The 26,421-nt window shown below is 51.5% G+C and carries 22 protein-coding genes, 1 tRNA gene, 2 rRNA genes and 1 pseudogene; 25 read left to right on the top strand and 1 reads right to left on the bottom strand.

Going from position 1 to position 26,421, the window contains the following annotated elements; translation table 11 throughout:
• Positions 1–95: 95 nt before the first annotated feature.
• From A4Z71_RS04365 to A4Z71_RS04255, 24 genes are all read left to right on the top strand, one after another.
• Positions 96–3,197: ribosomal RNA gene (locus A4Z71_RS04365) — 23S ribosomal RNA — on the top strand.
• Between the two features lie 90 nt (positions 3,198–3,287).
• Positions 3,288–3,404: ribosomal RNA gene (gene rrf, locus A4Z71_RS04360) — 5S ribosomal RNA — on the top strand.
• A gap of 62 nt (positions 3,405–3,466) precedes the next feature.
• Positions 3,467–4,783 (top strand): tetratricopeptide repeat protein, encoded by a 1,317-nt coding sequence (locus A4Z71_RS07145; protein WP_070954712.1) that lies wholly within the window; start codon positions 3,467–3,469, stop codon positions 4,781–4,783.
• The gene (locus tag A4Z71_RS04350; protein WP_070954711.1) at positions 4,776–5,762 is read left to right on the top strand and encodes an HAD-IIA family hydrolase; all 987 of its coding nucleotides are present in this window, start codon (positions 4,776–4,778) and stop codon (positions 5,760–5,762) included. Before A4Z71_RS07145 ends, A4Z71_RS04350 begins: the two co-directional genes overlap by 8 nt.
• A gap of 9 nt (positions 5,763–5,771) precedes the next feature.
• A complete protein-coding gene (locus A4Z71_RS07160; RefSeq protein ID WP_257785935.1) occupies positions 5,772–5,906 on the top strand; it encodes a hypothetical protein in 135 nt (44 codons plus the stop codon).
• 3 nt (positions 5,907–5,909) lie between these two features.
• On the top strand, positions 5,910–6,737 hold the full coding sequence (locus tag A4Z71_RS04345) for a TlyA family RNA methyltransferase (RefSeq protein ID WP_070954710.1): 828 nt from the start codon (positions 5,910–5,912) through the stop codon (positions 6,735–6,737).
• Positions 6,738–7,673 (top strand): NAD kinase, encoded by a 936-nt coding sequence (locus tag A4Z71_RS04340; RefSeq protein WP_070954709.1) that lies wholly within the window; start codon positions 6,738–6,740, stop codon positions 7,671–7,673. It begins immediately after the preceding gene.
• Positions 7,674–7,676: 3 nt separating this feature from the next.
• Positions 7,677–9,368 (top strand): DNA repair protein RecN, encoded by a 1,692-nt coding sequence (gene recN, locus A4Z71_RS04335; protein ID WP_070954708.1) that lies wholly within the window; start codon positions 7,677–7,679, stop codon positions 9,366–9,368.
• Between the two features lie 67 nt (positions 9,369–9,435).
• The gene (locus A4Z71_RS04330) at positions 9,436–11,112 is read left to right on the top strand and encodes a CTP synthase (protein ID WP_070954707.1); all 1,677 of its coding nucleotides are present in this window, start codon (positions 9,436–9,438) and stop codon (positions 11,110–11,112) included.
• Position 11,113: 1 nt separating this feature from the next.
• Positions 11,114–11,674, top strand: coding sequence for an NUDIX domain-containing protein (locus A4Z71_RS04325; protein WP_070954706.1), 561 nt, complete (start codon positions 11,114–11,116; stop codon positions 11,672–11,674).
• Complete coding sequence (xerD, locus tag A4Z71_RS07110; protein ID WP_070954705.1) at positions 11,667–12,590, top strand: site-specific tyrosine recombinase XerD; 924 nt, start codon at positions 11,667–11,669, stop codon at positions 12,588–12,590. Before A4Z71_RS04325 ends, xerD begins: the two co-directional genes overlap by 8 nt.
• 36 nt (positions 12,591–12,626) lie before the next feature.
• Entirely contained in the window at positions 12,627–13,457 is an 831-nt protein-coding gene (locus A4Z71_RS07105) for a ParA family protein (RefSeq protein WP_070954704.1), read from the top strand.
• Positions 13,396–14,265, top strand: a complete 870-nt coding sequence (locus A4Z71_RS04310) for a segregation and condensation protein A (RefSeq protein ID WP_070954703.1) — start codon at positions 13,396–13,398, stop codon at positions 14,263–14,265. Before A4Z71_RS07105 ends, A4Z71_RS04310 begins: the two co-directional genes overlap by 62 nt.
• Entirely contained in the window at positions 14,255–14,818 is a 564-nt protein-coding gene (scpB, locus tag A4Z71_RS04305; protein ID WP_070954702.1) for an SMC-Scp complex subunit ScpB, read from the top strand. Before A4Z71_RS04310 ends, scpB begins: the two co-directional genes overlap by 11 nt.
• A complete protein-coding gene (locus tag A4Z71_RS04300; protein ID WP_070954701.1) occupies positions 14,808–15,602 on the top strand; it encodes a pseudouridine synthase in 795 nt (264 codons plus the stop codon). Before scpB ends, A4Z71_RS04300 begins: the two co-directional genes overlap by 11 nt.
• 2 nt (positions 15,603–15,604) lie before the next feature.
• On the top strand, positions 15,605–15,967 hold the full coding sequence (gene aroH / locus A4Z71_RS04295; RefSeq protein ID WP_070954700.1) for a chorismate mutase: 363 nt from the start codon (positions 15,605–15,607) through the stop codon (positions 15,965–15,967).
• On the top strand, positions 15,964–17,037 hold the full coding sequence (locus A4Z71_RS04290; RefSeq protein ID WP_070954699.1) for a prephenate dehydrogenase: 1,074 nt from the start codon (positions 15,964–15,966) through the stop codon (positions 17,035–17,037). The genes aroH and A4Z71_RS04290 overlap by 4 nt, the downstream gene beginning before the upstream one ends.
• The gene (gene cmk, locus A4Z71_RS04285) at positions 17,034–17,690 is read left to right on the top strand and encodes a (d)CMP kinase (RefSeq protein WP_070955246.1); all 657 of its coding nucleotides are present in this window, start codon (positions 17,034–17,036) and stop codon (positions 17,688–17,690) included. Before A4Z71_RS04290 ends, cmk begins: the two co-directional genes overlap by 4 nt.
• Positions 17,691–17,762: 72 nt before the next feature.
• A complete protein-coding gene (gene der, locus A4Z71_RS04280; protein WP_084028495.1) occupies positions 17,763–19,211 on the top strand; it encodes a ribosome biogenesis GTPase Der in 1,449 nt (482 codons plus the stop codon).
• A gap of 12 nt (positions 19,212–19,223) precedes the next feature.
• Positions 19,224–19,300 (top strand) — tRNA-Pro (locus A4Z71_RS04275).
• A 30-nt stretch (positions 19,301–19,330) separates the two neighbouring features.
• Positions 19,331–19,933, top strand: a complete 603-nt coding sequence (locus A4Z71_RS04270) for a CDP-alcohol phosphatidyltransferase family protein (RefSeq protein ID WP_070954697.1) — start codon at positions 19,331–19,333, stop codon at positions 19,931–19,933.
• Positions 19,926–20,378 carry an FHA domain-containing protein gene (locus A4Z71_RS04265; protein WP_070954696.1) on the top strand — a complete coding sequence of 151 codons (453 nt, stop codon included), beginning with the start codon at positions 19,926–19,928 and terminating at the stop codon, positions 20,376–20,378. Before A4Z71_RS04270 ends, A4Z71_RS04265 begins: the two co-directional genes overlap by 8 nt.
• Positions 20,371–21,066, top strand: coding sequence for a transcriptional regulator FtsR (ftsR, locus tag A4Z71_RS04260; protein WP_070955245.1), 696 nt, complete (start codon positions 20,371–20,373; stop codon positions 21,064–21,066). Before A4Z71_RS04265 ends, ftsR begins: the two co-directional genes overlap by 8 nt.
• 135 nt (positions 21,067–21,201) lie before the next feature.
• Positions 21,202–21,747 (top strand): MerR family transcriptional regulator, encoded by a 546-nt coding sequence (locus A4Z71_RS04255; protein WP_070954695.1) that lies wholly within the window; start codon positions 21,202–21,204, stop codon positions 21,745–21,747.
• Between the two features lie 374 nt (positions 21,748–22,121).
• Here A4Z71_RS04255 and A4Z71_RS04250 read toward each other — a convergent pair.
• Positions 22,122–22,880 (bottom strand): annotated as a pseudogene (locus A4Z71_RS04250) (ParA family protein); the annotation flags it as partial.
• A gap of 68 nt (positions 22,881–22,948) precedes the next feature.
• Here A4Z71_RS04250 and A4Z71_RS04245 point away from each other — a divergent pair.
• The gene (locus A4Z71_RS04245) at positions 22,949–26,356 is read left to right on the top strand and encodes a pyruvate carboxylase (protein WP_070954693.1); all 3,408 of its coding nucleotides are present in this window, start codon (positions 22,949–22,951) and stop codon (positions 26,354–26,356) included.
• Positions 26,357–26,421 lie beyond the last annotated feature (65 nt).

The raw sequence follows: 26,421 nt of genomic DNA, 5'->3' as shown, positions 1-26,421 counted from the left end.
GGAGTGGTACCACCCGTACTTTGAGAACTACATAGTGGACGCGAGCATCTTAAAAACAAAATTGATCTCTAGACAAGTTCTAGTGATCTCTTAGATATCAAGTTCTTAAGAGCATACGGTGGATGCCTTGGCATTAGGAGCCGAAGAAGGACGTAGCAATCTGCGATAAGCCTCGGGGAGTCGATAAGCGGACTTCGATCCGAGGATTTCCGAATGGGGAAACCCAGCTGGACTCGATCCAGTTATTCCTGTCTGAATATATAGGACAGGTAAAGGGAACGTGGGGAAGTGAAACATCTCAGTACCCACAGGAAGAGAAAACAAAAAGTGATTCCGTTAGTAGTGGCGAGCGAACGCGGAAGAGGCTAAACCGGTCATGTGTGATAGCCGGCAGGCGTTGCATGATCGGGGTTGCGGGACTTTTCAGTTGTTCTGCCGAACAGCAACAGTAGAAAGCAATGTAGACGAATGGTCTTGAAAGGCCAGTCACAGAAGGTGCCAACCCTGTAGTCGAAACGTTGTGGACGCTGGAGAAGGATCCCAAGTAGTACGGAACCCGTGAAATTCTGTGCGAATCTGTCAGGACCACCTGATAAGCCTAAATACTACCTAATGACCGATAGCGGACAAGTACCGTGAGGGAAAGGTGAAAAGTACCCCGGGAGGGGAGTGAAATAGTACCTGAAACCGTATGCTTACAAACCGTTGGAGCCAGCTTGTTCTGGTGACAGCGTGCCTTTTGAAGAATGAGCCTGAGAGTTAGTGATATGTGGCGAGGTTAACCCGAGTGGGGAAGCCGTAGCGAAAGCGAGTCTGAATAGGGCGATTCAGTCGCATGTCCTAGACCCGAAGCGAAGTGATCTACCCATGGCCAGGTTGAAGCGACGGTAAGACGTCGTGGAGGACCGAACCCACTTCAGTTGAAAATGGAGGGGATGAGCTGTGGGTAGGGGTGAAAGGCCAATCAAACTTCGTGATAGCTGGTTCTCTCCGAAATGCATTTAGGTGCAGCGTTGCGTGTTTCTTACTGGAGGTAGAGCTACTGGATGGCCGATGGGCCCTACAAGGTTACTGACGTCAGCCAAACTCCGAATGCCAGTAAGTGAGAGCGCAGCAGTGAGACTGTGGGGGATAAGCTTCATAGTCGAGAGGGAAACAACCCAGACTACCAACTAAGGTCCCAAAGCGTGTGCTAAGTGGAAAAGGATGTGGGATTGCATAGACAACCAGGAGGTTGGCTTAGAAGCAGCCACCCTTGAAAGAGTGCGTAATAGCTCACTGGTCAAGTGATTCCGCGCCGACAATGTAACGGGGCTCAAGCACACCACCGAAGTTGTAGCATTTGTATAAAGCCCGGCCGCAAGGCCCAGGTGTACAGATGGGTAGGAGAGCGTCGTGTGGCGAGTGAAGCAGCGGAGTAATCCAGTTGTGGACGCCACACGAGTGAGAATTCAGGCATGAGTAGCGAAATGGGAGTGAGAAACTCCCAGTCCGAAAGACCAAGGGTTCCAGGGCCAGGTTAATCCGCCCTGGGTAAGTCGGGACCTAAGGCGAGGCCGACAGGCGTAGTCGATGGACAACGGGTTGACATTCCCGTACCGGCGAAGAACCGCCCAAACTAATCAAGTAATGCTAAGTGCTCAAAGCCATTTTGAAGCCTTCGGGCCGATTATTGGTGTAGATCACGAACCTATGCTTGTGCGGTTAACGTATTAACAGGTGTGACGCAGGAAGGTAGCCTCCGCGGGGCGATGGTTGTCCCCGTCTAAGGAAGTAAGCCGAGAGATAGGCAAATCCGTCTCTCATTAAGGCTGAGATCTGATGGTGAGACCGCAAGGTCGAAGTGGGTGATCCTATGCTGCCAAGAAAAGCATCGACGTGAGGTTCTAGCTGCCCGTACCCCAAACCGACTCAGGTGGTCAGGTAGAGAATACTAAGGATATCGAGAGAATCACGGTTAAGGAACTCGGCAAAATGCCCCCGTAACTTCGGGAGAAGGGGGGCCTGAGGCGTGTAATTACTTGCTAATGAAGCGCTGTAAGGCCGCAGAGACCAGTGGGAAGCGACTGTTTACTAAAAACACAGGTCCGTGCGAAGTTGCAAAACGATGTATACGGACTGACGCCTGCCCGGTGCTGGAAGGTTAAGAGGAACGGTTAGCAGCAATGCGAAGCTGAGAATTTAAGCCCCAGTAAACGGCGGTGGTAACTATAACCATCCTAAGGTAGCGAAATTCCTTGTCGGGTAAGTTCCGACCTGCACGAATGGCGTAACGACTTCCCAGCTGTCTCAACCGTGAACTCGGCGAAATTGCATTACGAGTAAAGATGCTCGTTACGCGCAGAAGGACGAAAAGACCCCGTGACCTTTACTATAGTTTGGTATTGGTGATCGGCGTTAGTTGTGTAGGATAGGTGGGAGACTTTGAAGCTTGGACGCCAGTTCAGGTGGAGTCATTGTTGAAATACCACTCTGCTAACTCTGGTTATCTAACCACGAACCGTGATCCGGTTCTGGGACAGTGCCTGATGGGTAGTTTAACTGGGGCGGTTGCCTCCCAAAAAGTAACGGAGGCGCCCAAAGGTTCCCTCAACCTGGTTGGTAATCAGGTGTCGAGTGTAAGTGCACAAGGGAGCTTGACTGTGAGACTGACAAGTCGAGCAGGGACGAAAGTCGGGACTAGTGATCCGGCAGTGGCTTGTGGAAGCGCTGTCGCTCAACGGATAAAAGGTACCTCGGGGATAACAGGCTGATCTTGCCCAAGAGTCCATATCGACGGCATGGTTTGGCACCTCGATGTCGGCTCGTCGCATCCTGGGGCTGGAGTAGGTCCCAAGGGTTGGGCTGTTCGCCCATTAAAGCGGCACGCGAGCTGGGTTTAGAACGTCGTGAGACAGTTCGGTCTCTATCCTCTGCGCGCGCAGGAATTTTGAGAGGACCTGTCCCTAGTACGAGAGGACCGGGATGGACAAACCTCTGGTGTGTCAGTTGTTCTGCCAAGAGCACCGCTGATTAGCTACGTTTGGAATAGATAACCGCTGAAAGCATCTAAGCGGGAAGCTAACCTCAAGATGAGAATTCCATGACTTATGTCGAGAGGGCCGCAGCTAGACTACTGCGTTGATAGGCCGGATGTGGAAGTGGGGACTAAAGACCCATGGAGCTGACCGGTACTAATAGCCCGATAACTTGATAACTTTTTGCTTGCGTCCACTATGTGGTTCCCGAGGTATGGGAACCCAAAAAACACACTCACTGTGTGTCAATGAAACATAACTCAATAGTGTTTCGGCGGCCATAGCGGAGGGGAAACGCCTGGTTACATTCCGAACCCAGAAGCTAAGACCTCCTGCGCCGATGGTACTGCAAGGGTGACCTTGTGGGAGAGTAGGACACCGCCGGACTTAATTTACAAAATGGCCACCTCTTTGAGGTGGCCATTTTGCTTTAAGCCCAAGGAGATTTGATGAACGAAAGAAATTCTGGACGCGAAAATCGTGATTTTTCCGGTCGAGATGGTTCAGCTCGTTCGTTTGGACAACGTCGCAGTTCGGATGATTCAAATAAGCGACAGGCCCCTGGCGATAGGTTTGGTCGAGGAATCGGCCGTGGCGGTAATGCCGGTTCGGGTCAAGGCCGAGGTGGCCGCGACAACCGCGAGAATTCTGCCAGCGGACGTGCTGAACAACAGAATTACGAACGTCCCGCCTGGCAACAGCGGGTTGCGCGACCAATTGATCCAAATAAGCCAAAGAGCCCGCCAATTCCTGAGGAAATTACCGAAAAGGATCTAGAACTCGGTATTCGAGTTCAATTGAAAACTTTGAGCGCCGAAAACGCTGAACGCGTGGCGCGCCATCTAGCGATGGTTTCCATTTTGGCAGACCAGGATCCAGAGTTGGCACATCGCCATGCTATGGCTGCCGCTGAGCGTGCTGGACGTATCGCGATAGTGCGTGAAACTGTAGGAGTAACTGCCTATGCCGTTGGTGATTACGCTTTAGCGCTTAGGGAACTAACCACATTTAGGCGTATTTCTGGCTCGAACGACCAGTTGCCAATCATGGTCGACTCTGAACGCGGTTTGGGTAGACCCAAGAAGGCCCTCGAACTCGGACGTGCGGTTGATCGTTCTTCACTTTCGCCAGATGTTCGGGTTAATTTAGCGATTGCAATGTCCGGTGCTCGACTAGACCTGGGTGAGAACGAGGCCGCTTTAGCAGAGCTTCAGATTCCTGAGTTGAATCCCGAGCGAGTTTTTGACTACTCCGCTTCGTTGTTCTACGCCTATTCAGACACCTGCGAGATATTGGGTCGCACTGCCGAGGCAAAGCAGTGGCTGAAACTTGCGCAACGGGCCGAAGCTGCAATCGAGGCCAAATACGCGCCCGATGAAGAAGTTTTTGAAGTCATCGAAGAGATCGAAATCCCAGTGCTGCCTGAACGCACTGAATTTAGCGAGCGCAGCCGTGATTCTTATCAGGGCCGTTCGGATGATAGACGCGAGCCAAGGGCCCCGTCGCGTGCCGGGTACGGGTCGACTAGTCGTAATGGTGATCGTCCGGTTCGTCGTGATGGTGATCGTCCGGTTCGTCGTGATGGTGATCGTCCGGTTCGTCGTGATGGTGATCGTCCTTACAACCGAGATTCATCATCGAGCACTCGTGACTCTTCGGAATCCTCGTCTTCGAGATCAAGCTCGGCGCCGAGAAGGCCTCGCGAAGGCAGTCGAAACCGCGATTTTGGCTCCGGAGAATCACCGAAGCGAGGCAAACGTGACTAATTTTCGCTCTTCCTACCAACTTTTCCTAGCTGACCTCGACGGCGTTATCTATGAGGGTAAACGTGCCATTGATGGTGCGGTTGACTCTATTGTTTCGCTTCAGCGGTCAGGTATTCCGGTTGGTTTTGTCACCAATAATTCGTCGAGAAAACCAGAAACGATTGCGGCGCAGCTAGCTGAATTTGGTTTACCAGTAGACCCCAGCAGCATCATCAGCTCTGCCCGCACCGGAGCTGAGTTGCTATCCAAGTCAATGCCGGCAGGATCTCGAGTCCTGGTGGTCGGCGGCGAAGGTTTGAGAGATCAAGTGACCAAAGCCGGGTTCGAAGTCGTTTCAACGGTTGACGAAATGCCGGCAGCGGTAATTCAGGGATTTTCACCTGATGTTGCCTGGCACATGTTGGCTGAGGCTAGCTACGCGATCCAAAAAGGTGCCAAATGGTTTGCGACCAACTCTGATTGGACTATCCCACAAGATAAAGGGATGGCGCCCGGCAACGGCACTTTGATTTCAGCAATACACACTGCTGTCGGGCAATTGCCGACAGTCGCGGGTAAACCTGAACCGGCTATTTTTGGCACAGCGCTAGAACATTTTGGAATTCCGGGTTCGGCCACGCTTTTCATCGGAGACCGACTAGACACTGACATCCTGGGTGCCAACAGAAGCGGAATTGACTCTGCGGTTGTGATGACCGGTGTCTGCACACGCAAGGAATTGCTTGCCGCTAAAGCAGAGTCCAGACCTACATACATCCTTGGTGATTTGACGGAGATTCTCGGAAAATACGAGTCACCTAAGCAAACTAAACGGGGCTATAAGTGTTCTGGGGCCGAAGTTGAACTGCTGGGAAACAAGGTCAGGGTTACCGCCGGTGACCCCAAGTCGCTCGGCGCTCTGAAGGCTACAACTGCACTTATCTGGAGTAGTTCAACGCCGATCTACGGTCTAGATGTCGAACCAGAACTCTACGAATAGGCTATTGGTATGTCGCAAGATTTTGAAGAGCAGATGTTGGCCGCACTTGAACAAATCGGGGAGTTACCGCTGGAGCAACAGCCCACGGCAATCAATGAACTGCGCGAAAAGCTTGAAGCCGAACTCAATAGTTCGGAAAACTAACCTGTGCGCCTAGACCTAGCCTTAGTCGAGCGCGGGCTCGCAAGATCAAGAAACCAAGCAGCAAGCCTGATTGAAGCAAATCGTGTTTTAGTTTCTGGAAACCTGGGTCGAAAGGCCTCTCAGCCAGTCACAGAGGATGCCGAGATAGCAGTACTTGAGGCTGTTGATTATGTTTCGAGAGCGGGGCACAAGTTAGCCAAAGCTTTGGATCAATTCGCTGAAATCGAACTGGTTGGAAAAATTGCCTTGGATGTTGGTGCATCAACTGGTGGCTTTACTGATGTTTTATTGCGGCGAGGTGTGGCGCACGTCGTAGCTCTCGATGTTGGCCACGATCAAATGGTGCCTGAATTGGCGCAAAATTCCAGGGTTTCCGCTATCGAGGGATTCAACGCTCGTGACCTAAGCCCGCAGTCGCTAGCGTCGAAGCTGGCCGGTTCAAAATTTGAATCAAATTTCGGTTCCCTTAATCCAAAGTTTGATTTGGTAGTTGCGGATCTGAGTTTCATTTCTTTGACCATGGTTTTGGAGCAAATCAAAACGGTTGCTCCTTTGGCTGATTTAGTTTTGTTGATCAAGCCCCAATTTGAAGTTGGCAAACAATCCCTGAGTGCAAATGGGCTGGTAAATGATCATCGCTTGCGTGCCGGCGCAATTAATCAGGTGGTCGACGAGGCCGAAAGGTTAGGGCTGGGAATTTGCGGATTGGTTCGTTCTGAACTACCCGGTACCCATGGCAACCAAGAATACGTCCTGTGGATTAGTCCAAATGTGTTGCCAAATAAGTCACAATGGATGCAGCAAATCGAGTCGGTAGCCAAAGGGGTATAAATGCAACGTAATGTGCTGATTGTCACCCACACTCGCAGGCTCGAAGCCATCGAAGTTGGCCAGTTTTTAATTGAACGGCTTGTCGAAAGCGGAATCACGCCAGTTATGAGTTCTGGCGAATTGAATGACTACCGCAACTTCAACGAGTCCCAAGGGGCGACCGCTTCAACCATCACGGCTGTTAAAGAACTTGGTTCAGATGTGCACGTCGCTGACCTCGAGCTTGCTGTTGTTTTCGGTGGCGATGGCACAATCCTCAAAGCTGCAGAAATTGTGCGAGAAAGCGCCGTCCCGCTTATGGGAATCAATTTGGGGCATGTGGGTTTCTTGGCCGACAGTGAGCGCGAAGAGATTGAATCGACAATTCAGCACATTATCGAACGCAGTTACCAGGTAACTGACCGACTTACTTTAGACGTCGAGGTTCAGGTTGATGGCAAAACTGTTTATGAAACCTGGGCTCTAAATGAGGCCACTGTCGAAAAAAGCTCTCGTGAACGCATGCTTGAAGTGGTTCTCGAAATCGATGGCCAACCGCTTTCCAGCTTTGGCTGCGATGGCATGATTGTGTCAACACCAACCGGTTCAACGGCTTATGCTTTCTCTGCCGGTGGGCCAATTGTTTGGCCAACAATCGATGCTCTGCTAGTCGTGCCGCTCAGCGCACATGCGCTCTTTGCAAAACCGCTTGTGGTACACCCCGAAGCGCAGGTGGCAGTCGAGGTGCTCCAGCGCAGCGTTGGCAGCGGCACGCTCTGGTGTGATGGCAGGCGTTCAACCGAACTTCCTGCAGGCGCCCGAGTTCAGGTAAGTAAGTCAAAAAATCCAGTTCGTTTGGCAAGTGTTCAGCAGACTACTTTTACCAAGCGACTGGTTCAGAAATTTGCACTACCGGTTGCCGGTTGGCGCGGGCCGGCTGCAAACGAACGGGTCTAGCTTGTGATTGATGAAATTTACATCAAAGACCTCGGCGTTATCGAAGAGGCAAGGCTGCATTTCGATCGCGGCCTTACCGTACTTTCCGGTGAAACCGGAGCCGGAAAAACTATGGTGCTCAGCGCTCTTGGTTTGTTACTGGGAGAGCGGGCCGATTCATCAACCATTCGAAAATCGCAAACTCAGGCTTATGTTGAAGGTCGCTGGCTAATCTCTAACTCGACAGCAATTCAAATTGCCCTCGAAAATTTGGGCTCAGAGCTCAGCGAGGGCGAGCTAATCGTCAATCGTTCGGTTAACTCTGAGGGGCGCTCCAAGGCGGCCCTTCAAGGGCGGGCTATACCTGTTTCGGCCTTGAGCGAGTTGGCTGCCGAGTTAGTTGTGGTGCATGGCCAGGCAGATCAAATTAGGTTGAAGACGTCAGCAGCCCAAAGAGAGGCTCTTGACTCGGCGGCTGGAGGCGAACTTTCAGTTTTGCTGCTTGAGTATCAAAGTGCTTACCAACGTTGGCGTGAGGCCAGCGATGAGTTAGCTAACTTCGAGGCCTCTCTGGCGAACCGAGAAACGAAGATTTCAGATCTTAGATATCTGCTGGAGCAAATCTCTGAGGTGAATCCCCAGCCGGGTGAACTTGAACAGTTGAGCGATCGAATCACCCTCCTTGAAAATCTTGCTAGCATCCGTCAAGCCGCAGCTTCAGCTCATGAAGCCCTCTCTAGCGATTTTTCTGACCAGGATGCAATCTCTCTAATTGGCCTAGCCAAAAAATCCCTAGACCCGGTCCTATTTGATGCAAAATTAGAGGCCATCTCTGGGCGCTTAGCCGAGGCTAATGACCTGGTGCGTGATGCCGCCCTAGACCTGGCTCAATATTTGGGTGATCTTGAGGGGGCAGCCGAAACTGAATTGGATGCTGCCCAATCTCGACGTGCTGCGTTGAACGCACTGCTTAGAAAATATCCTGGAACGATTGAAGATCTGCTCACTTTGCAAACTGAGGCTCAACGTCAGCTTGACCAACTTGATTTTGCCGAGGATGGCTTGAACAGTCTTCGAGAAAAAGTTGAGCTTTGTGAAAGCGAAGCCAGATCTCTGGCAGCCAAGGTCAGCGAAATCCGAGTCAAGGCAGCCGCCCAATTAGTGGATGCGGTCAATCTTGAACTGGCCGGTCTAGCGATGCCAGGGGCTACTTTGGTGGTTAGCGTTGAGCCAGGTCCGCTTGGTCAATTTGGCGCAGATGCGGTGAGTATCTTGCTTTCTCCATATCCGGGTGCCGAACCTCGACCGCTCGGTAAAGGCGCCAGCGGAGGCGAACTGTCTCGAATCATGTTGGCTATCGAGGTTGTTCTAGCCGCCAAGTCGATAACCCCGACCTTCATTTTTGATGAGGTTGATGCCGGTGTAGGCGGAGCCGCGGCAATCGAAATCGGAAAACGCCTAGCCAAACTGGCCAAAACAACTCAGGTAATCGTGGTAACTCACCTTGCCCAGGTCGCTGCATTTGCTGACCGCCATCTTCGGGTTACAAAAAACGTTGGTGAGAGTTACACGGCCAGCGATGTGCGTTCACTCGACGAGACCGAGCGCACCACCGAACTAGCCAGAATGCTTTCGGGTTTGACCGAATCAGAATTGGGTCTGGCTCATGCCCGCGAGTTATTAGATCTCGCCAAGCTAGAAAAAACCAATTTCTAAGTCAAATTCAGATTTATTCGACGCCACGCCAATGGCTGCAGCGCTTTGGGTGGTAGGCTGAAGTTCCATGGCAGAAGCAATGGACTCCGCAGTTACTAGACACATTTTCGTGACCGGAGGTGTGGCCTCCTCTTTAGGAAAAGGCCTGACGGCTTCGTCACTTGGCAACCTTCTTCGAGCTCGCGGTCTCAAAGTTGTCATGCAGAAACTAGACCCGTATCTCAACGTAGATCCGGGTACAATGAACCCATTCCAGCACGGTGAAGTATTTGTCACCGAAGACGGCGCAGAAACCGATCTAGACATTGGCCACTATGAGCGCTTTCTTGACGTTGATTTGAACCAGGCAGCTAACGTAACCACCGGGCAGATTTATTCGACAGTCATCGCACGTGAACGTCGCGGCGAATACCTCGGCGACACCGTGCAGGTTATTCCGCACATCACTGACGAAATCAAACGCAGGATGAGACTTCAAGCCAGCGAAAAACCGGCTCCGGATGTAATCATCACCGAAATCGGTGGAACCGTGGGCGACATCGAATCCCAACCATTCCTTGAGGCTGCGCGCCAGGTGCGGCACGAGGTTGGCCGAGACAATGTCTTTTACGTGCATGTTTCGCTGGTCCCTTACCTTGGTCCATCCGGTGAACTTAAGACCAAGCCAACCCAGCACTCGGTAGCAACCTTGCGTTCAATTGGCATTCAGCCTGACGCAGTTGTCTGCCGCTCTGATCGACCACTTCCAGATTCGATCAAGAACAAAATTGCGTTGATGACTGACATCGATGTTCACGCTGTTGTGAACGCCGCTGATGCCAGCAGTATTTACGACATTCCCACGGTGTTGAACGATGAAGGTCTCGATTCGTACATCGTAAAAAAACTCGGACTTCCAGAAAGAGAAGTCGACTGGAGTCGTTGGTCTGGCGTGCTTGCCGCTGTGCACCAACCGAAACACCAGGTTCGTATTGGTCTAGTCGGAAAATACATCGACTTGCCAGATGCTTACCTCTCGGTTACCGAAGCACTTCGCGCAGGCGGATTTGCGCTTTCGGCGAAGGTAAACATCAAATGGATTCCTTCAGACGAGTGCGAAACTGAAGAGGGCGCCCGCGCGGCCCTCGCAGATGTTGACGCAATTTGTGTACCCGGCGGATTTGGAGTTCGAGGTATCGAAGGAAAGCTCGGAGCACTTAAATTTGCCCGGGAAAACAAAATCCCAACTCTTGGGCTCTGCCTAGGTCTGCAGTGCATGGTTATTGAATACTCACGCAATGTTGTTGGGCTTGACGGGGCTTCATCGACTGAGTTTGAGCCAGACGCCAAGTATCCGGTAATCGCTACTATGGCCGAACAGGTCGATATCATCGCCGGCGGTGATTTGGGTGGCACAATGCGACTTGGAACCTATGAGGCCAAGTTGCTGCCAGGATCAATTGCTGCTTCGGTTTATGGTTCAGAGGTTGTGCACGAACGTCACCGTCACCGCTATGAATTCAACAACCAATACCGCGACCAGATTGCCGCCGCAGGGTTGGTTATTTCGGGCACCTCACCTGATGACCAGCTGGTTGAATTTGTTGAATTGCCCAAAGAGAAACACCCATACTACGTTTCAACTCAGGCCCATCCAGAATTCAAATCTCGACCAACTAAAGCCCATCCGTTGTTTCGAGGGCTGGTTGAAGCCGCAATTGAGCGCGCCGCTGCAACCAAACTTTTCGAGGTAAAAGACGCCTAACATGACCTTCGATCAGCCGGCAAATATGAAGCTGGTGTCATCAGACACGGTTTTTGAAGGCATGATTTGGGATATTGTTAGAGAAAAATTTGAATATGCCGGCGAAGAGCTGACCCGCGAATTCGTAAATCACCCCGGTGCGGTCGCGATTCTTGCTGTTAACGAACGTTCTGAAGTGCTGCTCATCCGACAGTATCGCCACCCGGTTCGAGAGTATCTCTGGGAGATCCCAGCCGGACTCAGAGACGTCGAAGCTGAATCTGCTGTTGAGGCTGCTCGCCGAGAACTTTTTGAAGAGACTGGGTATCGGGCCAAAAAGTTTGAGCCGCTGATTTCGTTTCACACGACTCCGGGCGGTAACAACGAAACCATCGAAATATTTTTGGCCACTGATCTTACTTATGAGGGTCACGCCATTGAGCTCGATGGCGAAGAGCGAGATATGCAGGTTTCTTGGGTGGCGCTCAACGAGTGCCTGAGTTCGATTCTGCAATCAAAAATGCGCAGCCCCAGTGCTCTGGTTGCGATTATGGCCTATGCGCTAAAGGCAAAAAATGGATGAGCTGGAAAGCCTCGTCGAACGCTACATCAGGCACCTGATTATTGAGCGCGGTTTAGCTAAAAATACTGAGCTTGCTTACCGCCGAGATTTACGAAAATACATTGATTTTTTGGCCGAACAGAAAATATCGTCGGTTGCCGAGATTGATGCAGCTTTGATTGCGTCGTTCAGCCAATATCTTTCGGCTCAGCTTGGTCTATCGGCTAACTCTATTGCCCGACATCTTGCCGCGATTCGAGGGTTTCACCGGTTTTTGCTCAGCGAGGGTGTCACCAAAGTTGACCCCACTTTCCAAATAAAGCCACCGAAACTGGGCAGAAAGCTCCCCAAGGCGATTTCGATTAGTGACGTCGAACGTTTGCTCGACGCTGCCGGAGCAGATGAAACTAGCGGGGTGCTGCAAGATTCAGCGCGGCTTCGAGATAGAGCAATCCTTGAGCTGATGTATGCCACTGGAGCTCGCGTAAGTGAAATAACCGCGCTAGACATAGATGATTTAGTTGACCCCGAAATGATTCGACTGTTCGGCAAGGGTTCAAAAGAACGAATCGTGCCGGTGGGCAGTTTTGCTCAAACCGCACTGCAGCGGTATCTGGTTTCAGCACGCCCAGGTTTAGCATCCCGGGGCAGGGGCAGTGCCGCAGTTTTTCTAAATTTGAGAGGGGCGAGGATGACTCGACAGTCAATTTGGCTTATTTTGCAGTCCGCTGCGAAACGAGCAAACTTGGCTGCCGGCATTTCTCCGCACACTCTGCGGCATTCATTTGCCACTCACTTACTAGAAGGCGGTGCCGACGTCCGTGTGGTTCAAGAATTACTAGGGCACGCTTCGGTCACCACAACTCAGATTTATACCCTGGTCACCGTAGATTCTCTGCGAGACACCTACCTGATGGCTCATCCTCGGGCCCGTTAACAGTAGGCTAGGGACAGAGTAATTTCGGGAGGAATCATGGCAAAGCAGGCGACAGATAATCGTTTTCCGGTTCCCAAACCCCTGACCAGTCATGGTCCAGCAAGAATCATCGCCATGTGCAACCAAAAGGGTGGCGTCGGTAAAACCACAACCTCCATTAACATGTCGGCGGCGCTCGCCGAATACGGTCGAAAAGTGCTGGTCATCGACTTTGACCCACAGGGTGCACTTTCTGCGGGTTTAGGCGTCAACGCTCACGATGCAATCACAATTTACGACCTGATGCTCGATCGAAACATCGACCCGAAAACGGCAGTGCAGAAAACCTCTGTTGCCAATCTCGATGTAATTCCGGCAAACATCGAATTGTCTGCAGCTGAAATGAAGTTGGTCAACGAGATTGCCAGAGAGCAAATCTTGGCCCGAATTTTGAAGCCTTTGGCCGAAGAATACGACCTGATTGTCATCGATTGCCAGCCATCTCTTGGCTTGCTCACCGTAAACGCTTTGACTGCCGCTCACGGCGTGATCATTCCGTTAGCCACCGAGTTCTTTGCACTGCGCGGTGTGGCTATTTTGGAAGACATTATTGGCAAGGTCAAAGAGGGCCTAAACCCAACCCTTCAGCTTGATGGAATCCTGGCAACAATGTTTGATCCGCGCACCTTGCACTCGCGAGAGGTTTTAGAGCGACTTCACGATGCTTTTGGCCAAAAAGTCTTCAAGACCGTCATCAACCGCACGGTTAAGTTCCCCGATGCCACTGTGGCTCAGGCGCCAATAACCGAATTTGCCTCAGATTCAGATGCTGCCAACTCTTATCGTTCAGTGGCAGCCGAACTGGTTTCTCGTGGCTGCGCCCCATAACATCGAACTCGAAGTTCCTGATAAAAACAGCGGATTTGCAGTCAGCCTAGGTAACTTCGAGGGCCCATTTGATTTGCTGCTGTCATTAATTTCCAAACATGAATTAGACATCACCGAGGTTTCGCTTAGCCGAGTTACCGATGAGTTCATCAGCTATCTAAAACAACTCGATGAATCAGAGGAGTTGGAGCAGGCGAGCGAATTTTTGGTAATTGCCGCAACTCTGCTTGATCTAAAAATCGCTGGCTTACTGCCTAAGGGCGAGGTTGTCGACGCCGAGGATGTGGCCTTACTCGAGGCTAGAGATCTGCTATTTGCCCGATTGCTCCAATACCGCGCCTTCAAAGAGATTTCCGCCTGGTTCCAGTCTGCTCTCGACATCGAGTCGATGAGAATAGCCCGTGACGTAAGGGTGGAAGATCGATTCCTGAACCAGAAGCCCGAACTGGTTTGGACACTATCACTGCAGGATTTTGCCAAATTGGCGCAGGAGACTATGACTCCTCGAGAGATTCCCTCAGTTGGTTTGACACATTTGCACGCGCCAAGGGTAAGCATTCGAGAGCAGGCTAGAGAGGTTGTGTCGCAATTGCGCTCAGCAGGTGCACTAACTTTTCGCGAATTAATTGGCTCAGTAAAAGATCGAGCCATCGTGGTGGCTCGTTTTCTGGCAGTGCTTGAGCTTTACCGCTTAGCAGCGATTAGTTTTGAACAAGAATCCCCGTTGGGAGATTTGCAGCTGCAGTGGCGTGCCCAAAACTTTGACGAAGAACAATTAGCTACTTTGGGGGCCGACTATGACTCATGATTCAACAAATCCGTTGGAGGAGAATTTCAAATCCGCGATTGAAGCTATCTTGATGATTAGCGATGCGCCTATGTCGCTGCTGACCATCGCCACAGCACTTGAACTGCCGGTAAACCAAGTTCGTGACTTGGTTCTAGAAATCAAGGCCGAGTACGACGAGTCGGATCGCGGTTTCGAACTGCGTGAAGTCGGTGGTGGCTGGAGAATCTATGTGCGCCAGAGTTACGACTGGGCCGTAAAACTATTTTTAGCCAATGAAAATCCAACTAAGTTGAGTCAAGCGGCTCTCGAGACCCTTGCTGTCATCGCTTACCGTCAACCTATTTCCAGAGGCCAGATTGCCTCAATTCGTGCCGTAAATGTTGACTCGGTGGTTAAGACCCTGCTCAGCCGCGGCTTGATTACCGAATTATTTACCGACTCCGAAACCGGAGCCATCAACTACGGAACGACCGAGTTGCTATTAGAAGCCTTAGGCATCAATTCGCTTGACGAATTGCCGCTTATTTCACCTTACCTACCAGATGCGAGCGAGAATTTTGATGTCCGATGATTTAGTCGAGGGCATTCGCCTTCAAAAAGTTATGGCCGCTGCCGGCGTGGCTTCTCGCCGAGTTTGCGAGGATCTGATTGTTCAGGGTCGTGTCAAAGTAAACGATCGGGTGGTCAAAGAGCTCGGTACCCGAATCGACCCCGCTGTAGACCGAGTATCGGTCAACGGTATGCCGATTCAACTAGATGCTTCCAGGGTTTACCTAGCTTTGAATAAGCCCAAAGGCGTGGTTAGCTCAATGGCTGATGAAAACGGCCGCCCAGACCTAATGCAGTTTGTTGTTGGTTACGACCGCGTTTTCAATGTCGGTCGACTCGACTCGGAAACCACTGGCTTAATCATCATGACCAACGACGGTGACCTAGCCCACAAATTGGCTCATCCAAAATTTGGTGTCGAAAAAACGTATGTGGCAAAAATCTCGGGAACTGCCACCTCACAGTTGATTCACAAGCTTATGAGCGGTTTCGAACTCGAGGATGGCTTCATCAAGGCCGATCGCGCTCACATCCTCGATGTTTCAGAGTTTGAAAGCCTGATTGAAATCACCCTGCACTCGGGCAGAAATCGAATTGTTCGCCGAATGTTTGACTTTTTGGGGTACCCGGTTATCGAACTGGTCAGACGGCAATTCGGCCCAATTCACCTCGGTCCGCTCAAAGAAGGGCGAATCCGGGAATTGAGTAAAGTTGAGGTTAGTGCGCTGATGAAGGCGGCTGATTCTGATCGCCCCAAGCAGCCGCGCACTGCACGTTCGACGAAACCCCAAGCGAGAAAGCGATAGATATGGCACTGCGAGCTATTCGAGGCGCAATCCAGCTAGACCAAGACGAGCGAGAGCATCTACTCAAATCAACTGCCGAGTTGTTGACAAAGATGTTGCACGCGAACAATCTGGATGCTGGGCAAATCGTCGACATTATGTTCACGGCCACTCCCGATTTAGTGAGTGAGTTCCCAGCTGTTGCTGCACGTGAAATTGGCTTGGGCGATGTTCCACTGCTTTGCTTCGTCGAAATGAATGTAAAACACGGATTACCTCGAGTTATCAGAATCATGATTCACGCAGACATTGAACTCAGCCGGGCAGAGGTCCAGCACGTTTATTTGCGCGGCGCCACTGCGCTGCGATCTGATTTGGTGCCATGAACACTGGCGCAACACTAATCATCGGGGCCGGCTTGCTGGGCACAAGTATCGGTCTAGCCCTGAGCAAAAAAGGGCATCCAGTTTTCATCGATGATAATTCGGCCTCAGCCAAGGCGCTCGCCGTTGATTACGGCGCCGGGCAATCATTTACAGGGCAGATTGAGCCTGAATTGGTCGTGGTTTGTGTTCCTCCAGACCAGACGGCCGCGGTTGTTGCTTCAGCGCTTAGCCGTTTTCAATCCGCGGTGGTAACAGATGTGGCCAGCGTAAAGTCGAAGGTTTTAGCAGAGTTATCACAGCTTGGTGTTTCGAAAGCCAGATTTGTGGGCAGCCACCCGATGGCTGGTAGAGAGCGCGGTGGGGCAATCTCCGGCCGATCAGACTTATTCATTTCCAGGCCATGGGTGTTGACTCCAACCGATGAAACCGATCCGCGTGCCGTAAGCAAAGTCACCTGGTTGGCGCAACAGCTTGGCGCGGCTCTGGTAATCAGCAATCCGGAAAATCACGATCGAGCTGTAGCTTTGGTTTCTCACGTACCGCAGGTTGTTTCAAGTTTGTTGGCTGCCAGATTAATTGAAAGTGCCGATGAGGATGTTGCATTAGCCGGCGGTGGATTGCGCGATACAACACGAATTGCGGCCAGCGATCCTGAACTGTGGCTGCAAATTTTGTCGCAGAACTCGAGGGAGATAGTCCCAATTCTCAAAGAATTCGATCGTGAGCTGGACAGCCTGATTATGGCGCTTGAACATCTTAGTTCGCCAGGCTCTCTGGCCAACATTTCTAATGTATTGCGAGCAGGAAATCTTGGCGTTGAGAAAATTCCGGGAAAGCACGGAACTAAGCACACTCAATATGATCGAGTTGTGGTCATCATTGAAGACAAACCGGGCGAGCTAGGGCGACTTTTTGTTGAGGTCGGCTCTTTGGGCGTCAACATCGAAGAATTGCAACTGGAGCATTCACCCAGTGCCCAGGTCGGCCTGGTTGAGCTCTACGTAATGCCGCAAAGTGTGAGCACGTTAGCCGAAGGACTGCTGGCTCGTGGATGGCGGATCGCCGAATGAGTGAATTCATCGTTGCGATTGATGGACCGGCTGGTTCTGGTAAGTCAAGTGTTAGCAAACAAGTGGCTAACGAAATCGGGTTTGGTTACCTTGATACCGGAGCGGCTTATCGAGCTTTAGCCTGGGCGGTCCAAAACTTACCCGAATTTTCATTAGATCGACTGGAGCAGGTTGATTTAGACAAAGAGTTTGACTATCAAATTTCGCTCGATCCAAAAAGTTACCGGGTTAGTGTCGGCCACACCGATGTAACTGCTGCCATTCGAGACAACGCAATTGCTGAATCGGTTAGTAAAGTCGCGAAGTTGCCTTTTGTTCGATCCTTTATGAAGCGTTTGACACAGCGGCTTGTCGAACAGCATTCGGCGCCGGGAGTTGTGGTTGAAGGAAGAGACATTACGACAGTTGTTTTTCCCGATGCTCAAATTAGGCTTTTACTTACAGCATCCGAAGAGGTTAGACTGAAACGTCGCTCGGCAGAATTGTCTGTCGCCACTGCGCAATCTCTCGCGAAACAGGTTTCCGAACGAGATAAAAGCGACTTGAAAGTTGTCGACTTCATGACTCCCGCTCCGGGAGTGGAGTTGGTTGATTCTTCCGAATTGAACTTTGAAGAGACCGTAGCCGCGGTGCGCAAGTTAATCGGGCGCTAAGGATTAGAAGTGATTGAAGAAGAATTTGATGCTGGGTCGGTAAGTCCTCAATTTATTGAGCGACTTAACCAGATGAGCCCGGAAGATCAAGAGGCCAGAACTCGAGCCCTGCGTGCAGGTCTTGAAGAATACGAATTAGAAGCTGACGACCTAGACGTTATTGACTCTGATGATGACCTAGACCCAACCCATCGTTTTATGCCCGCCTTGCCGGTACTGGCAATTGTCGGTCGCCCGAACGTGGGAAAGTCAGCCCTGGTTAACCGAATTCTCGGCCGCCGTGAGGCTGTTGTCGAAGACAAACCCGGAGTGACTCGTGACCGAGTCTCTTATAAAGCTGAATGGAATGAGCGCAAATTCACCCTGGTAGATACCGGCGGTTGGGAACCTGACGCCCGAGGTATCGACAAGTCGGTGGCGCTTCAGGCTGAAATTGCTGTCGAATTGGCGGATGCGGTTCTGTTTGTTGTTGACGCAACCGTTGGAGCAACCAGCACGGATGAGCGCGTTGTCCGAATGCTCAGAGCCAGCAAAAAACCGGTCATCCTGGTAGGCAACAAAATTGATGATGCTAGGCAGGAGCCAGAAGTTGCAGCTCTGTGGAGTCTCGGCTTGGGTGAGCCTTACCCGGTTTCGGCCTTGCACGGCAGGGGAGTAGCCGACCTGCTCGATGCAGCACTAAAAATGTTGCCGGAAGTTTCGGCGGTTGCCAAAGAAGAATTTGGCGGTCCTCGACGTGTTGCCCTAATCGGTCGCCCAAACGTGGGCAAGTCGTCACTTTTGAACAAGGCAGTCGGTAGTGAACGAGCAGTGGTAAACGACCTTGCCGGAACTACCCGAGACCCAATTGACGAGCAGGTTGAACTTGCTGGCAAAATCTGGAGATTTGTCGATACCGCAGGTATCCGCCGCCGCGTTCACCTCCAGCAGGGAGCAGACTTTTACGCATCGTTGCGCACCGCCGCAGCTCTAGAACGAGCTGAGGTAGCGGTTGTGCTATTCGATGTGACTGTGCCAATCAGCGAGGCCGACATCCGAATTGTCGACATGGCCCTGCAATCGGGCCGTGCCCTTGTTTTAGCTTTCAACAAGTGGGACCAGCTTGACGACGAGCGTCGCCGATACCTGGAAAGGGAAATCGAACAGGATTTGGCGCACGTTGACTGGGCGCCGCGAGTAAACATTTCGGCTAAAACCGGACGCCACCTTGAGAAGCTAGTGCCGGCGCTAGAAGTGGCACTTGACTCTTGGGATCAGCGAATTCCAACCGGAAAACTGAATGCTTTCTTGGCTGAGTTGACTATGGAAACTCCACACCCGGTTCGTTCAGGTAAACAGCCGCGCATTCTTTTCGCAACGCAGGCGAGCACGCGACCACCGAAATTTGTACTATTCACCACTGGTTTCCTAGATCCGGGGTATCGTCGCTTCATTCAGCGCAGACTTCGTGAAACCTTTGGCTTTGAAGGAACCCCTATCGAAGTAGGCATGCGAGTTCGCGAGAAGCGCAAGCGCACTTAAGATTGGAGTCAACGGGCTATAGCGCAGCTTGGTAGCGCACTTGTCTGGGGGACAAGGGGTCGCCGGTTCAAATCCGGCTAGCCCGACCACTTGAAATCGAGCAGTTGAGGAGGCGATCGATGAGTTTAGCCAAAGAGGCGCTCACCTTGCCAAACCTTCTCAGCATGCTCCGATTGGCTCTAGTTCCAGTGTTTTTAGTTTTGTTGCTGCAGGAGAGATACCTGAGTTCTTTGGTAGTGCTTGCGCTGGGCGGGATCACCGATTATCTCGATGGTTACTTCGCGCGTCGCTGGAATCAGGTCACTCGGCTGGGTCAATTGCTAGACCCAGCTGCAGACCGGCTCTATATTTTTTCAAGCCTGATCGGCCTGGTCTATACCGGCTTCATTCCAATTTGGCTGGCCGGTCTAGTGATCTCTCGTGATGTGCTGCTGTTTGTTGTTTATCCGGTACTTGCCACTCACGGCTATGGGCCCCTTCCGGTGCACTATCTAGGCAAGGCTGGCACGTTCACTTTGCTTTACGCATTTCCGCTGCTGCTCATGGCAAAACTTTGGACCGCCGCCGAGTTTGTTATTTTGCCACTGGCCTGGGCTTTCGCGCTCTGGGGTGTTGGGCTTTACTGGTGGGCAGGTTTTGTCTATTTGCGTCAAGTGGTTGATGTAGTGAAAAATAGCGAGAAGAAAAATCACGTTATCGAGGGGGGATTGCCAAATGGATGAAACCGGTTTTCACAATTTTGATCTTGGCAATAGCGATGACAGTACCCGCACTTTTGCGCGAGGCGCCGAAGTGGAAGAGCAGTTTGGGCTAACCGAAGAAGAGCAACTTGCTATTGATTCTTTGCCTTTGGGCTCGGCACTGCTCATTGTCAAGCAGGGGCCAAATTTGGGTGCCAGGTTTTTGCTCGACCAGAACTTGACACTGGCAGGTCGCCACCCAAACGCCGATATTTTTCTAGATGACGTCACTGTTTCAAGAAAGCACGCCGAGTTCAGCAGAGTCGATAATTCTTTCGAGGTTACAGACCTTGGGTCTCTAAATGGAAGTTATGTCAACGGACAGCGAACTGATCGGGCAAAGCTTGTTGACGGCGATGAAGTAAGAATCGGAAAGTTTAGGTTCACATTCTTCTCAGCCCGGACCAGCGGTGATCGCAATGGCTGAACCGGCAAAGAATCTTTTTAAGCCACATGCAGTTAGCCTGTTGACGATTGGCCAGGTGCTAAACCAGCTTTCAGCCCAGTTTCCTGATCTTTCACCTTCGAAACTCAGATTTCTCGAGGAACAGGGCCTAGTTCAGCCGCAGCGAACCGACTCTGGTTATCGCAAATTTACCGATCTTGATGTCGAACGAATTCGGATTGTTCTAGAACTACAAAGAGACCAGTATTTGCCGCTGAAAGTCATTCGTCAGTATTTGGCAGACCTAGATGCCGGAAAAACACCAAGTTTGGCCTCAGCGCCCAAGCCTCAGATTGCCAAAGTAGTCAGGCGCAAAAAGGTATCGCGGATTGAACTTATTGCCGAGACTGCAATCACCGACAAATTAATTCTTGAGGCGCAGGAAGTTAGCCTGCTTCCGGAAGAACCGTTTGATGGCTCGGCGATTGAAATTGCGCGAGCAATAGTGCACCTTCAGCGTTTCGGCATTCAGCCGAGACACCTAAGGGGCCTGAAAGCTTCAGCCGATCGTGAAATTGGAATCATCGAGGGAGTAGTTGCTCCGGTTTTGGGTAAAAACGATTCCGCTAGCCGATCCAGAGCCGCCCACTATGCGGCCGAAATCGAAAACCAATTTGCATCTATTCGAGCAACCTTGATGCACAACGTTATTGACCGCATCGATAGCTAGAGATAGCCTCAAACTGGGCTGATTCCGCTCGCATCTTGATTGCGACACGCCGTAAATTAAATTAACAGGCGATTGGATATCAAGAGAGCAAGAATTAAACCTGTACTTGAACCTTACAGATGAGATTGGAGCGTCATGTCAGACGAAACTCTCGGCGCTCCCGAATACTCGCAGAACATGCTTTTTACCGACGGGCTTCCGTCTGTCGACCCGAATGTGGGTTATCGAGGCACCTCAGCCGCGTTAGCTTGCGGAATCACCTACCGACAGCTCGACTACTGGGATAGAACCGGTCTGGTTCAACCAACCGTTCAAACAGCCTCGGGTTCCGGTACTCAACGACTTTACGCATTTAGAGACATCCTGGTCTTGAAATTGGTGAAGAGGTTACTCGACACCGGAGTATCGCTGCAGCAAATTCGAATCGCGGTTGACCAACTTCGTGCTGCTGGCATCAACGATCTAGCTGCGATCACACTTATGTCTGATGGCTCAAGGGTTTATCTCTGCACCACTCAGGACGAAGTTATGGATCTGCTAGGTCGTGGCCAGGGCGTATTCGGCATCGCCGTGGGACGCGTTCTACGAGAAGTTGAGGCCAGCCTGGTTAACATCAAGGAGACCCAGCTAGACACGGTAGACGAGCTGTCTGCTCGCCGTCAGGGCCGTAAGGTCAGTTAGTTCTAGTCTTGCCGTTTTTCTTCGGGCCAGTTGTTCTGATCTGATTCCAGCGGGCTTTTCAGACCATCAATCAAGATCTGATTCTCTGGCGAGATTTGATTCTCAGATTCACTTTGATTTTCGGTATCCGCGAGAATTTCTTCCATCAAAGTTGCTAGGTCAGTATCCAGCACTTCGGTCGTCAGGGCATCTTCGCCCTGAACTGTCAGGTCACTCTCAAGTTGCAGGTGGGTTTGGCTGTCTAATTCTTCAGATGATTCAAGCAAAACCGGCAATTTAGAACCGCGCATTATTCGGCTTATGCGTCCCAATTTTTTCTCGCCTTTTGCGTTTCTGATTGCGGATTGTGGCTGCAAAAATGAGGCGAAGGCCGAATCTAAAATTTTGTCAAAAATCGTGGCTAATTCAGCGGCGCTGTCGCCGGGCCAGGTGTGGATTGGTCTAGCGGCACCCTGAGCCTGCTGGATTGTTGCTCGTTCTTCAATTTGAACAGCAAGTAAGTTTTCGCCGAACATCGACCTCAGCTCATTTGCCCGATACTCATGCTCTTTCGATTGTGGACGCAGACGGTTTATGACTACCCCCAATGGCAACAGGCGCGGCGTGATTGCCCGCCTCAGCTCATCGATGGCTCGCATCGCCCGTTCTGCAGCAACGACCGAAAAAATGGATGGCTCAGAGACGATCAGAACCCGATCGCTGGAAACCCAGGCTGTTCGGGTTAGTCCGTTGATAGAAGGCGGCGTATCGATAATCACCAAATCGTAGTCAAGCTCGACATGGCTCAAAGCTTCCTCAAGCTTCCAAACGTCACGCAAAGTTGGAGTTGGGGTATCAAAATTTAGCGATTTGGGGGAGCCAATCAAAACATCAATTAGGCCTGACTGAACCTTTCCCCAGTTCGACGCTACGATTGCTTTACGCACAACGTTGTGTCGAGGGTTCTGCAGAACATCGGCGACGGTTTCTTTTGACTCTCCAATGGCACCTAAGCCAGTTGATGCATCACACTGAGGGTCAAGGTCAACAACCAAAACCCGCATTCCACGAGCAAAAGCCGCTGAAGCAAGTCCCAGTGACACTGTGGTCTTGCCGACCCCGCCTTTTAGGGAGCTAACGCTCAGAACATGCATTTCTCTAGGGTATCTTCTTATTTAGGTCTCATAAAGCCGAATTTTGTTTTCCGAGAATTAGGGGACGCGTGTTTAAAAAAATCCTTGTAGCTAACCGAGGTGAAATTGCGGTTCGTGCAATGCGAGCAGCATACGAACTTGGGGCCAAGACCGTGGCCGTTTTCCCTTTTGAGGATCGAAACTCTACTCACCGTCTAAAAGCTGACGAGGCATATCAAATCGGTGAGATTGGCCATCCGGTTCGGGCGTACCTTGATGTCGACGAAATCATCCGCGTTGCCAAAGAATCTGGCGCCGATGCAATTTATCCGGGCTACGGCTTTCTGTCGGAAAACCCCGAATTGGCTAGAGCCGCGAAAGAAAACGGTATTGCATTTATCGGCCCTTCGGAATCAGTTCTGGAAATGGCCGGAAACAAAGTCACTGCCAAGGAATCTGCAATTCGGGCAGGCGTTCCAGTCTTGAAATCAACGCAATCTTCGGCAAACGTCGATGAGTTGGTAGATCAGGCTGATTCAATCGGTTTTCCTATTTTTGTCAAAGCTGTTGCCGGTGGTGGCGGGCGAGGCATGCGCCGCGTAACGAAAAAAGAAGACTTACGAGCCGCTCTAGTTGAGGCCTCGAAAGAGGCTGAAAGCGCATTTGGTGATCCTCGCGTATTCCTTGAACAAGCAGTATTGCGACCGAGACACATTGAAGTGCAGATTTTGGCCGACACTCAGGGCAATGTCGTGCACCTTTTTGAACGCGATTGTTCAATTCAGCGACGCAACCAAAAAGTTGTCGAGATCGCACCGGCCCCGCTAATTGATGAAGAACTTCGACAGACCCTTTACCGGGATGCGGTTTCGTTTGCCAGCCAGATCGGTTATCAGAATGCTGGAACCGTCGAGTTCTTGGTGGACACCATCGGTGACAATGCTGGAAAACACGTATTTATCGAAATGAATCCTCGAATTCAGGTCGAGCACACAGTTTCTGAAGAAATTACCGATATTGACCTGGTTCAATCACAAATGCGCATTGCAGCTGGAGAATCGCTGGTTGATTTGGGGCTAACTCAAGACAAGATTACGATGCACGGTTTTGCGGTGCAGTGTCGAATCACCACCGAAGACCCAGCGCAGAACTTCAGGCCCGACACCGGAAAAATTACCACCTACCGTTCACCTGGCGGTGCTGGTATTCGACTCGATGGCGGTACAGTGTCGACCGGTGCCGAAGTTAGCCCGCACTTTGACTCAATGCTCGTGAAACTAATTGCGCGCGGACGTGATTTCAAGTCAGCGGTTACCCGTTCTAAGCGTGCACTGGCAGAATTTAGAATCCGTGGTGTTTCCACCAACATTGCATTTTTGCAAGCGGTAATGAATGATCCGATTTTCGCCAGCGGTGATTTGAGCACGTCATTCATCGACGAGCATCCTGAACTTTTCACTGCCAAGCCCTCGCAAGACCGCGGCACCAAGATTTTGAATTGGCTTGCCGATGTGACAGTAAATCAGCCAAATGGGCCTCGTGGCCAGCACATTTCACCTAGCGAAAAACTTCCGGCTGTTGACTTGGTTTTGCCAGCACCAGCCGGCAGTCGCCAGCTTCTGCAACAACTTGGCCCAGCAGGGTTTGCCAAGGCACTTCGAGAGCAAACTTCGGTCGCTGTTACTGACACTACTTTCCGTGATGCGCACCAGTCATTGCTTGCCACCAGAGTTCGCGGCCGCGATTTGGTTGAAGCAGCACCGTATGTTGCTCGACTTACTCCACAACTTCTTTCTGTTGAAGCGTGGGGCGGTGCCACGTACGACGTTGCACTTCGTTTCTTGGGGGAAGACCCGTGGCAGCGACTTGAAGCTCTGCGTGCTGCAATGCCTAACCTCTGCATTCAAATGCTTCTTCGAGGCCGAAATACGGTTGGTTACACACCTTACCCAACCGAGGTAACCGAGGCTTTTGTAAAAGAGGCAGCAGAAACTGGAATCGACATTTTCCGCATCTTTGATGCGCTCAACGATATCGAGCAGATGAAACCAGCAATTGATGCTGTTCTGGCAACCAAGACTGCAGTGGCTGAAGTCGCACTGTGTTACACCGCAGATTTGCTCGACCCTAACGAGACGCTGTACACCCTCGATTACTACCTGGGCCTAGCGCAGCAAATTGTTGACGCCGGTGCCCACATCATCGCCATCAAAGACATGGCTGGGTTGCTCCGGCCAGCAGCCGCAGAAAAGTTGGTGACAGCGCTCCGTGAGCGATTTGATCTTCCAGTTCACTTGCACACCCACGACACAGCCGGAGGCCAGTTAGCAACTCTTATGGCAGCCATAAATGCCGGAGTGGACGCTGTGGATGTTGCCAGTGCACCGATGGCGGGGACTACGTCTCAGCCTTCGGCCTCTGCTTTGGTCGCCGCTTTGGCCCACACCGAACGTGACACCGGAATCTCGCTAACTTCGGTCACATCCCTAGAGCCTTACTGGGAAGCCGTCCGTTCGGTTTACGCGCCATTCGAGTCCGGCTTGCCTGGTCCAACTGGCCGAGTTTACGAGCATGAAATCCCGGGTGGTCAACTATCTAATCTGCGTCAGCAGGCGATTGCTCTTGGTCTTGGCGACCACTTTGAAAAAGTGGAGGAAATGTACGCTGCCGCAAGTCGAATCCTTGGTCGACCTACCAAAGTCACGCCGTCATCTAAGGTTGTCGGTGATCTTGCTCTGCACCTGGTTGCAGTCAATGCTGACCCAGCCGATTTTGCGGAAAATCCGCAAAATTACGATGTTCCTGATTCAGTCGTGGGCTTCCTGGCAGGTGAGTTGGGCGATCTACCAGGTGGTTGGCCAGAGCCTTTCCGCACCAAAGTGCTGCAGGGTAAGAATCCAAAATTTGGAATCACCGAAGTTCCGCACGCCGAGCTTGCGATTTTGACCGGTGATGACAAAGACCGTAGGCGAATGTTGCTGAACCGACTGCTTTTCCCTGGTCCAACCAACGAGTTTATTAAGACCCGCGAAACCTATGGCAACCTCGATGCCGTGGATACCGTCGACTACCTCTACGGCTTAGAGCAGGGTGTCGAGCACGTGGTCGAGATCGCCAAGGGTGTCCGCTTGTTTGTTGGCCTTGAAGCAATCGGAACTCCAGACGCCAAAGGCTATCGAACCGTGATGGCAACTCTAAACGGCCAACTTCGACCCATCAACGTTCGTGATAGAAAAGTCGCGGTAGAGACGGTTTCTGTAGAGAAGGCAGACTCGAGTAATCTCGGTCATGTGGCAGCCCCATTTTCTGGGGTGGTTACGCTTCAGATTGCCGAGGGCACGCACGTCGATGTGGGTTCACCGGTTGCGACCATTGAAGCTATGAAGATGGAAGCCACCATAACCAGCAGCGTCAAAGGTGTCGTAAAGAGGCTTGCCGTTGGTAAGACTCAAGCAGTCGACGCGGGTGACCTAATCCTGGTTGTCGAACCCGAGTAACTGACCAACTATCGGTAAACTTATCGAGCGTCATTTTGGCGCGCGATTTTTTAGGAGTTCAACTT

This window comes from Candidatus Rhodoluna planktonica, assembly GCF_001854225.1.
GTDB classification, from domain to species: Bacteria; Actinomycetota; Actinomycetes; order Actinomycetales; family Microbacteriaceae; genus Rhodoluna; species Rhodoluna planktonica.
Note: the sequence above shows the minus strand (reverse complement) of the source record. Positions and strands in the feature narration are given on the sequence as shown.

Coding starts and splice junctions, on each gene's coding strand:
- A4Z71_RS07145 (WP_070954712.1), top strand. CDS start 3,467: ATGAACGAAAGAAATTCTGGACGCGAAAATCGTGATTTTTCCGGTCGA.
- A4Z71_RS07160 (WP_257785935.1), top strand. CDS start 5,772: ATGTCGCAAGATTTTGAAGAGCAGATGTTGGCCGCACTTGAACAAATC.
- A4Z71_RS04340 (WP_070954709.1), top strand. CDS start 6,738: ATGCAACGTAATGTGCTGATTGTCACCCACACTCGCAGGCTCGAAGCC.
- A4Z71_RS04330 (WP_070954707.1), top strand. CDS start 9,436: ATGGCAGAAGCAATGGACTCCGCAGTTACTAGACACATTTTCGTGACC.
- A4Z71_RS04325 (WP_070954706.1), top strand. CDS start 11,114: ATGACCTTCGATCAGCCGGCAAATATGAAGCTGGTGTCATCAGACACG.
- xerD (WP_070954705.1), top strand. CDS start 11,667: ATGGATGAGCTGGAAAGCCTCGTCGAACGCTACATCAGGCACCTGATT.
- A4Z71_RS07105 (WP_070954704.1), top strand. CDS start 12,627: ATGGCAAAGCAGGCGACAGATAATCGTTTTCCGGTTCCCAAACCCCTG.
- A4Z71_RS04310 (WP_070954703.1), top strand. CDS start 13,396: ATGCTGCCAACTCTTATCGTTCAGTGGCAGCCGAACTGGTTTCTCGTG.
- scpB (WP_070954702.1), top strand. CDS start 14,255: ATGACTCATGATTCAACAAATCCGTTGGAGGAGAATTTCAAATCCGCG.
- A4Z71_RS04300 (WP_070954701.1), top strand. CDS start 14,808: ATGTCCGATGATTTAGTCGAGGGCATTCGCCTTCAAAAAGTTATGGCC.
- aroH (WP_070954700.1), top strand. CDS start 15,605: ATGGCACTGCGAGCTATTCGAGGCGCAATCCAGCTAGACCAAGACGAG.
- A4Z71_RS04290 (WP_070954699.1), top strand. CDS start 15,964: ATGAACACTGGCGCAACACTAATCATCGGGGCCGGCTTGCTGGGCACA.
- cmk (WP_070955246.1), top strand. CDS start 17,034: ATGAGTGAATTCATCGTTGCGATTGATGGACCGGCTGGTTCTGGTAAG.
- der (WP_084028495.1), top strand. CDS start 17,763: ATGAGCCCGGAAGATCAAGAGGCCAGAACTCGAGCCCTGCGTGCAGGT.
- A4Z71_RS04270 (WP_070954697.1), top strand. CDS start 19,331: ATGAGTTTAGCCAAAGAGGCGCTCACCTTGCCAAACCTTCTCAGCATG.
- A4Z71_RS04265 (WP_070954696.1), top strand. CDS start 19,926: ATGGATGAAACCGGTTTTCACAATTTTGATCTTGGCAATAGCGATGAC.
- ftsR (WP_070955245.1), top strand. CDS start 20,371: ATGGCTGAACCGGCAAAGAATCTTTTTAAGCCACATGCAGTTAGCCTG.
- A4Z71_RS04255 (WP_070954695.1), top strand. CDS start 21,202: ATGTCAGACGAAACTCTCGGCGCTCCCGAATACTCGCAGAACATGCTT.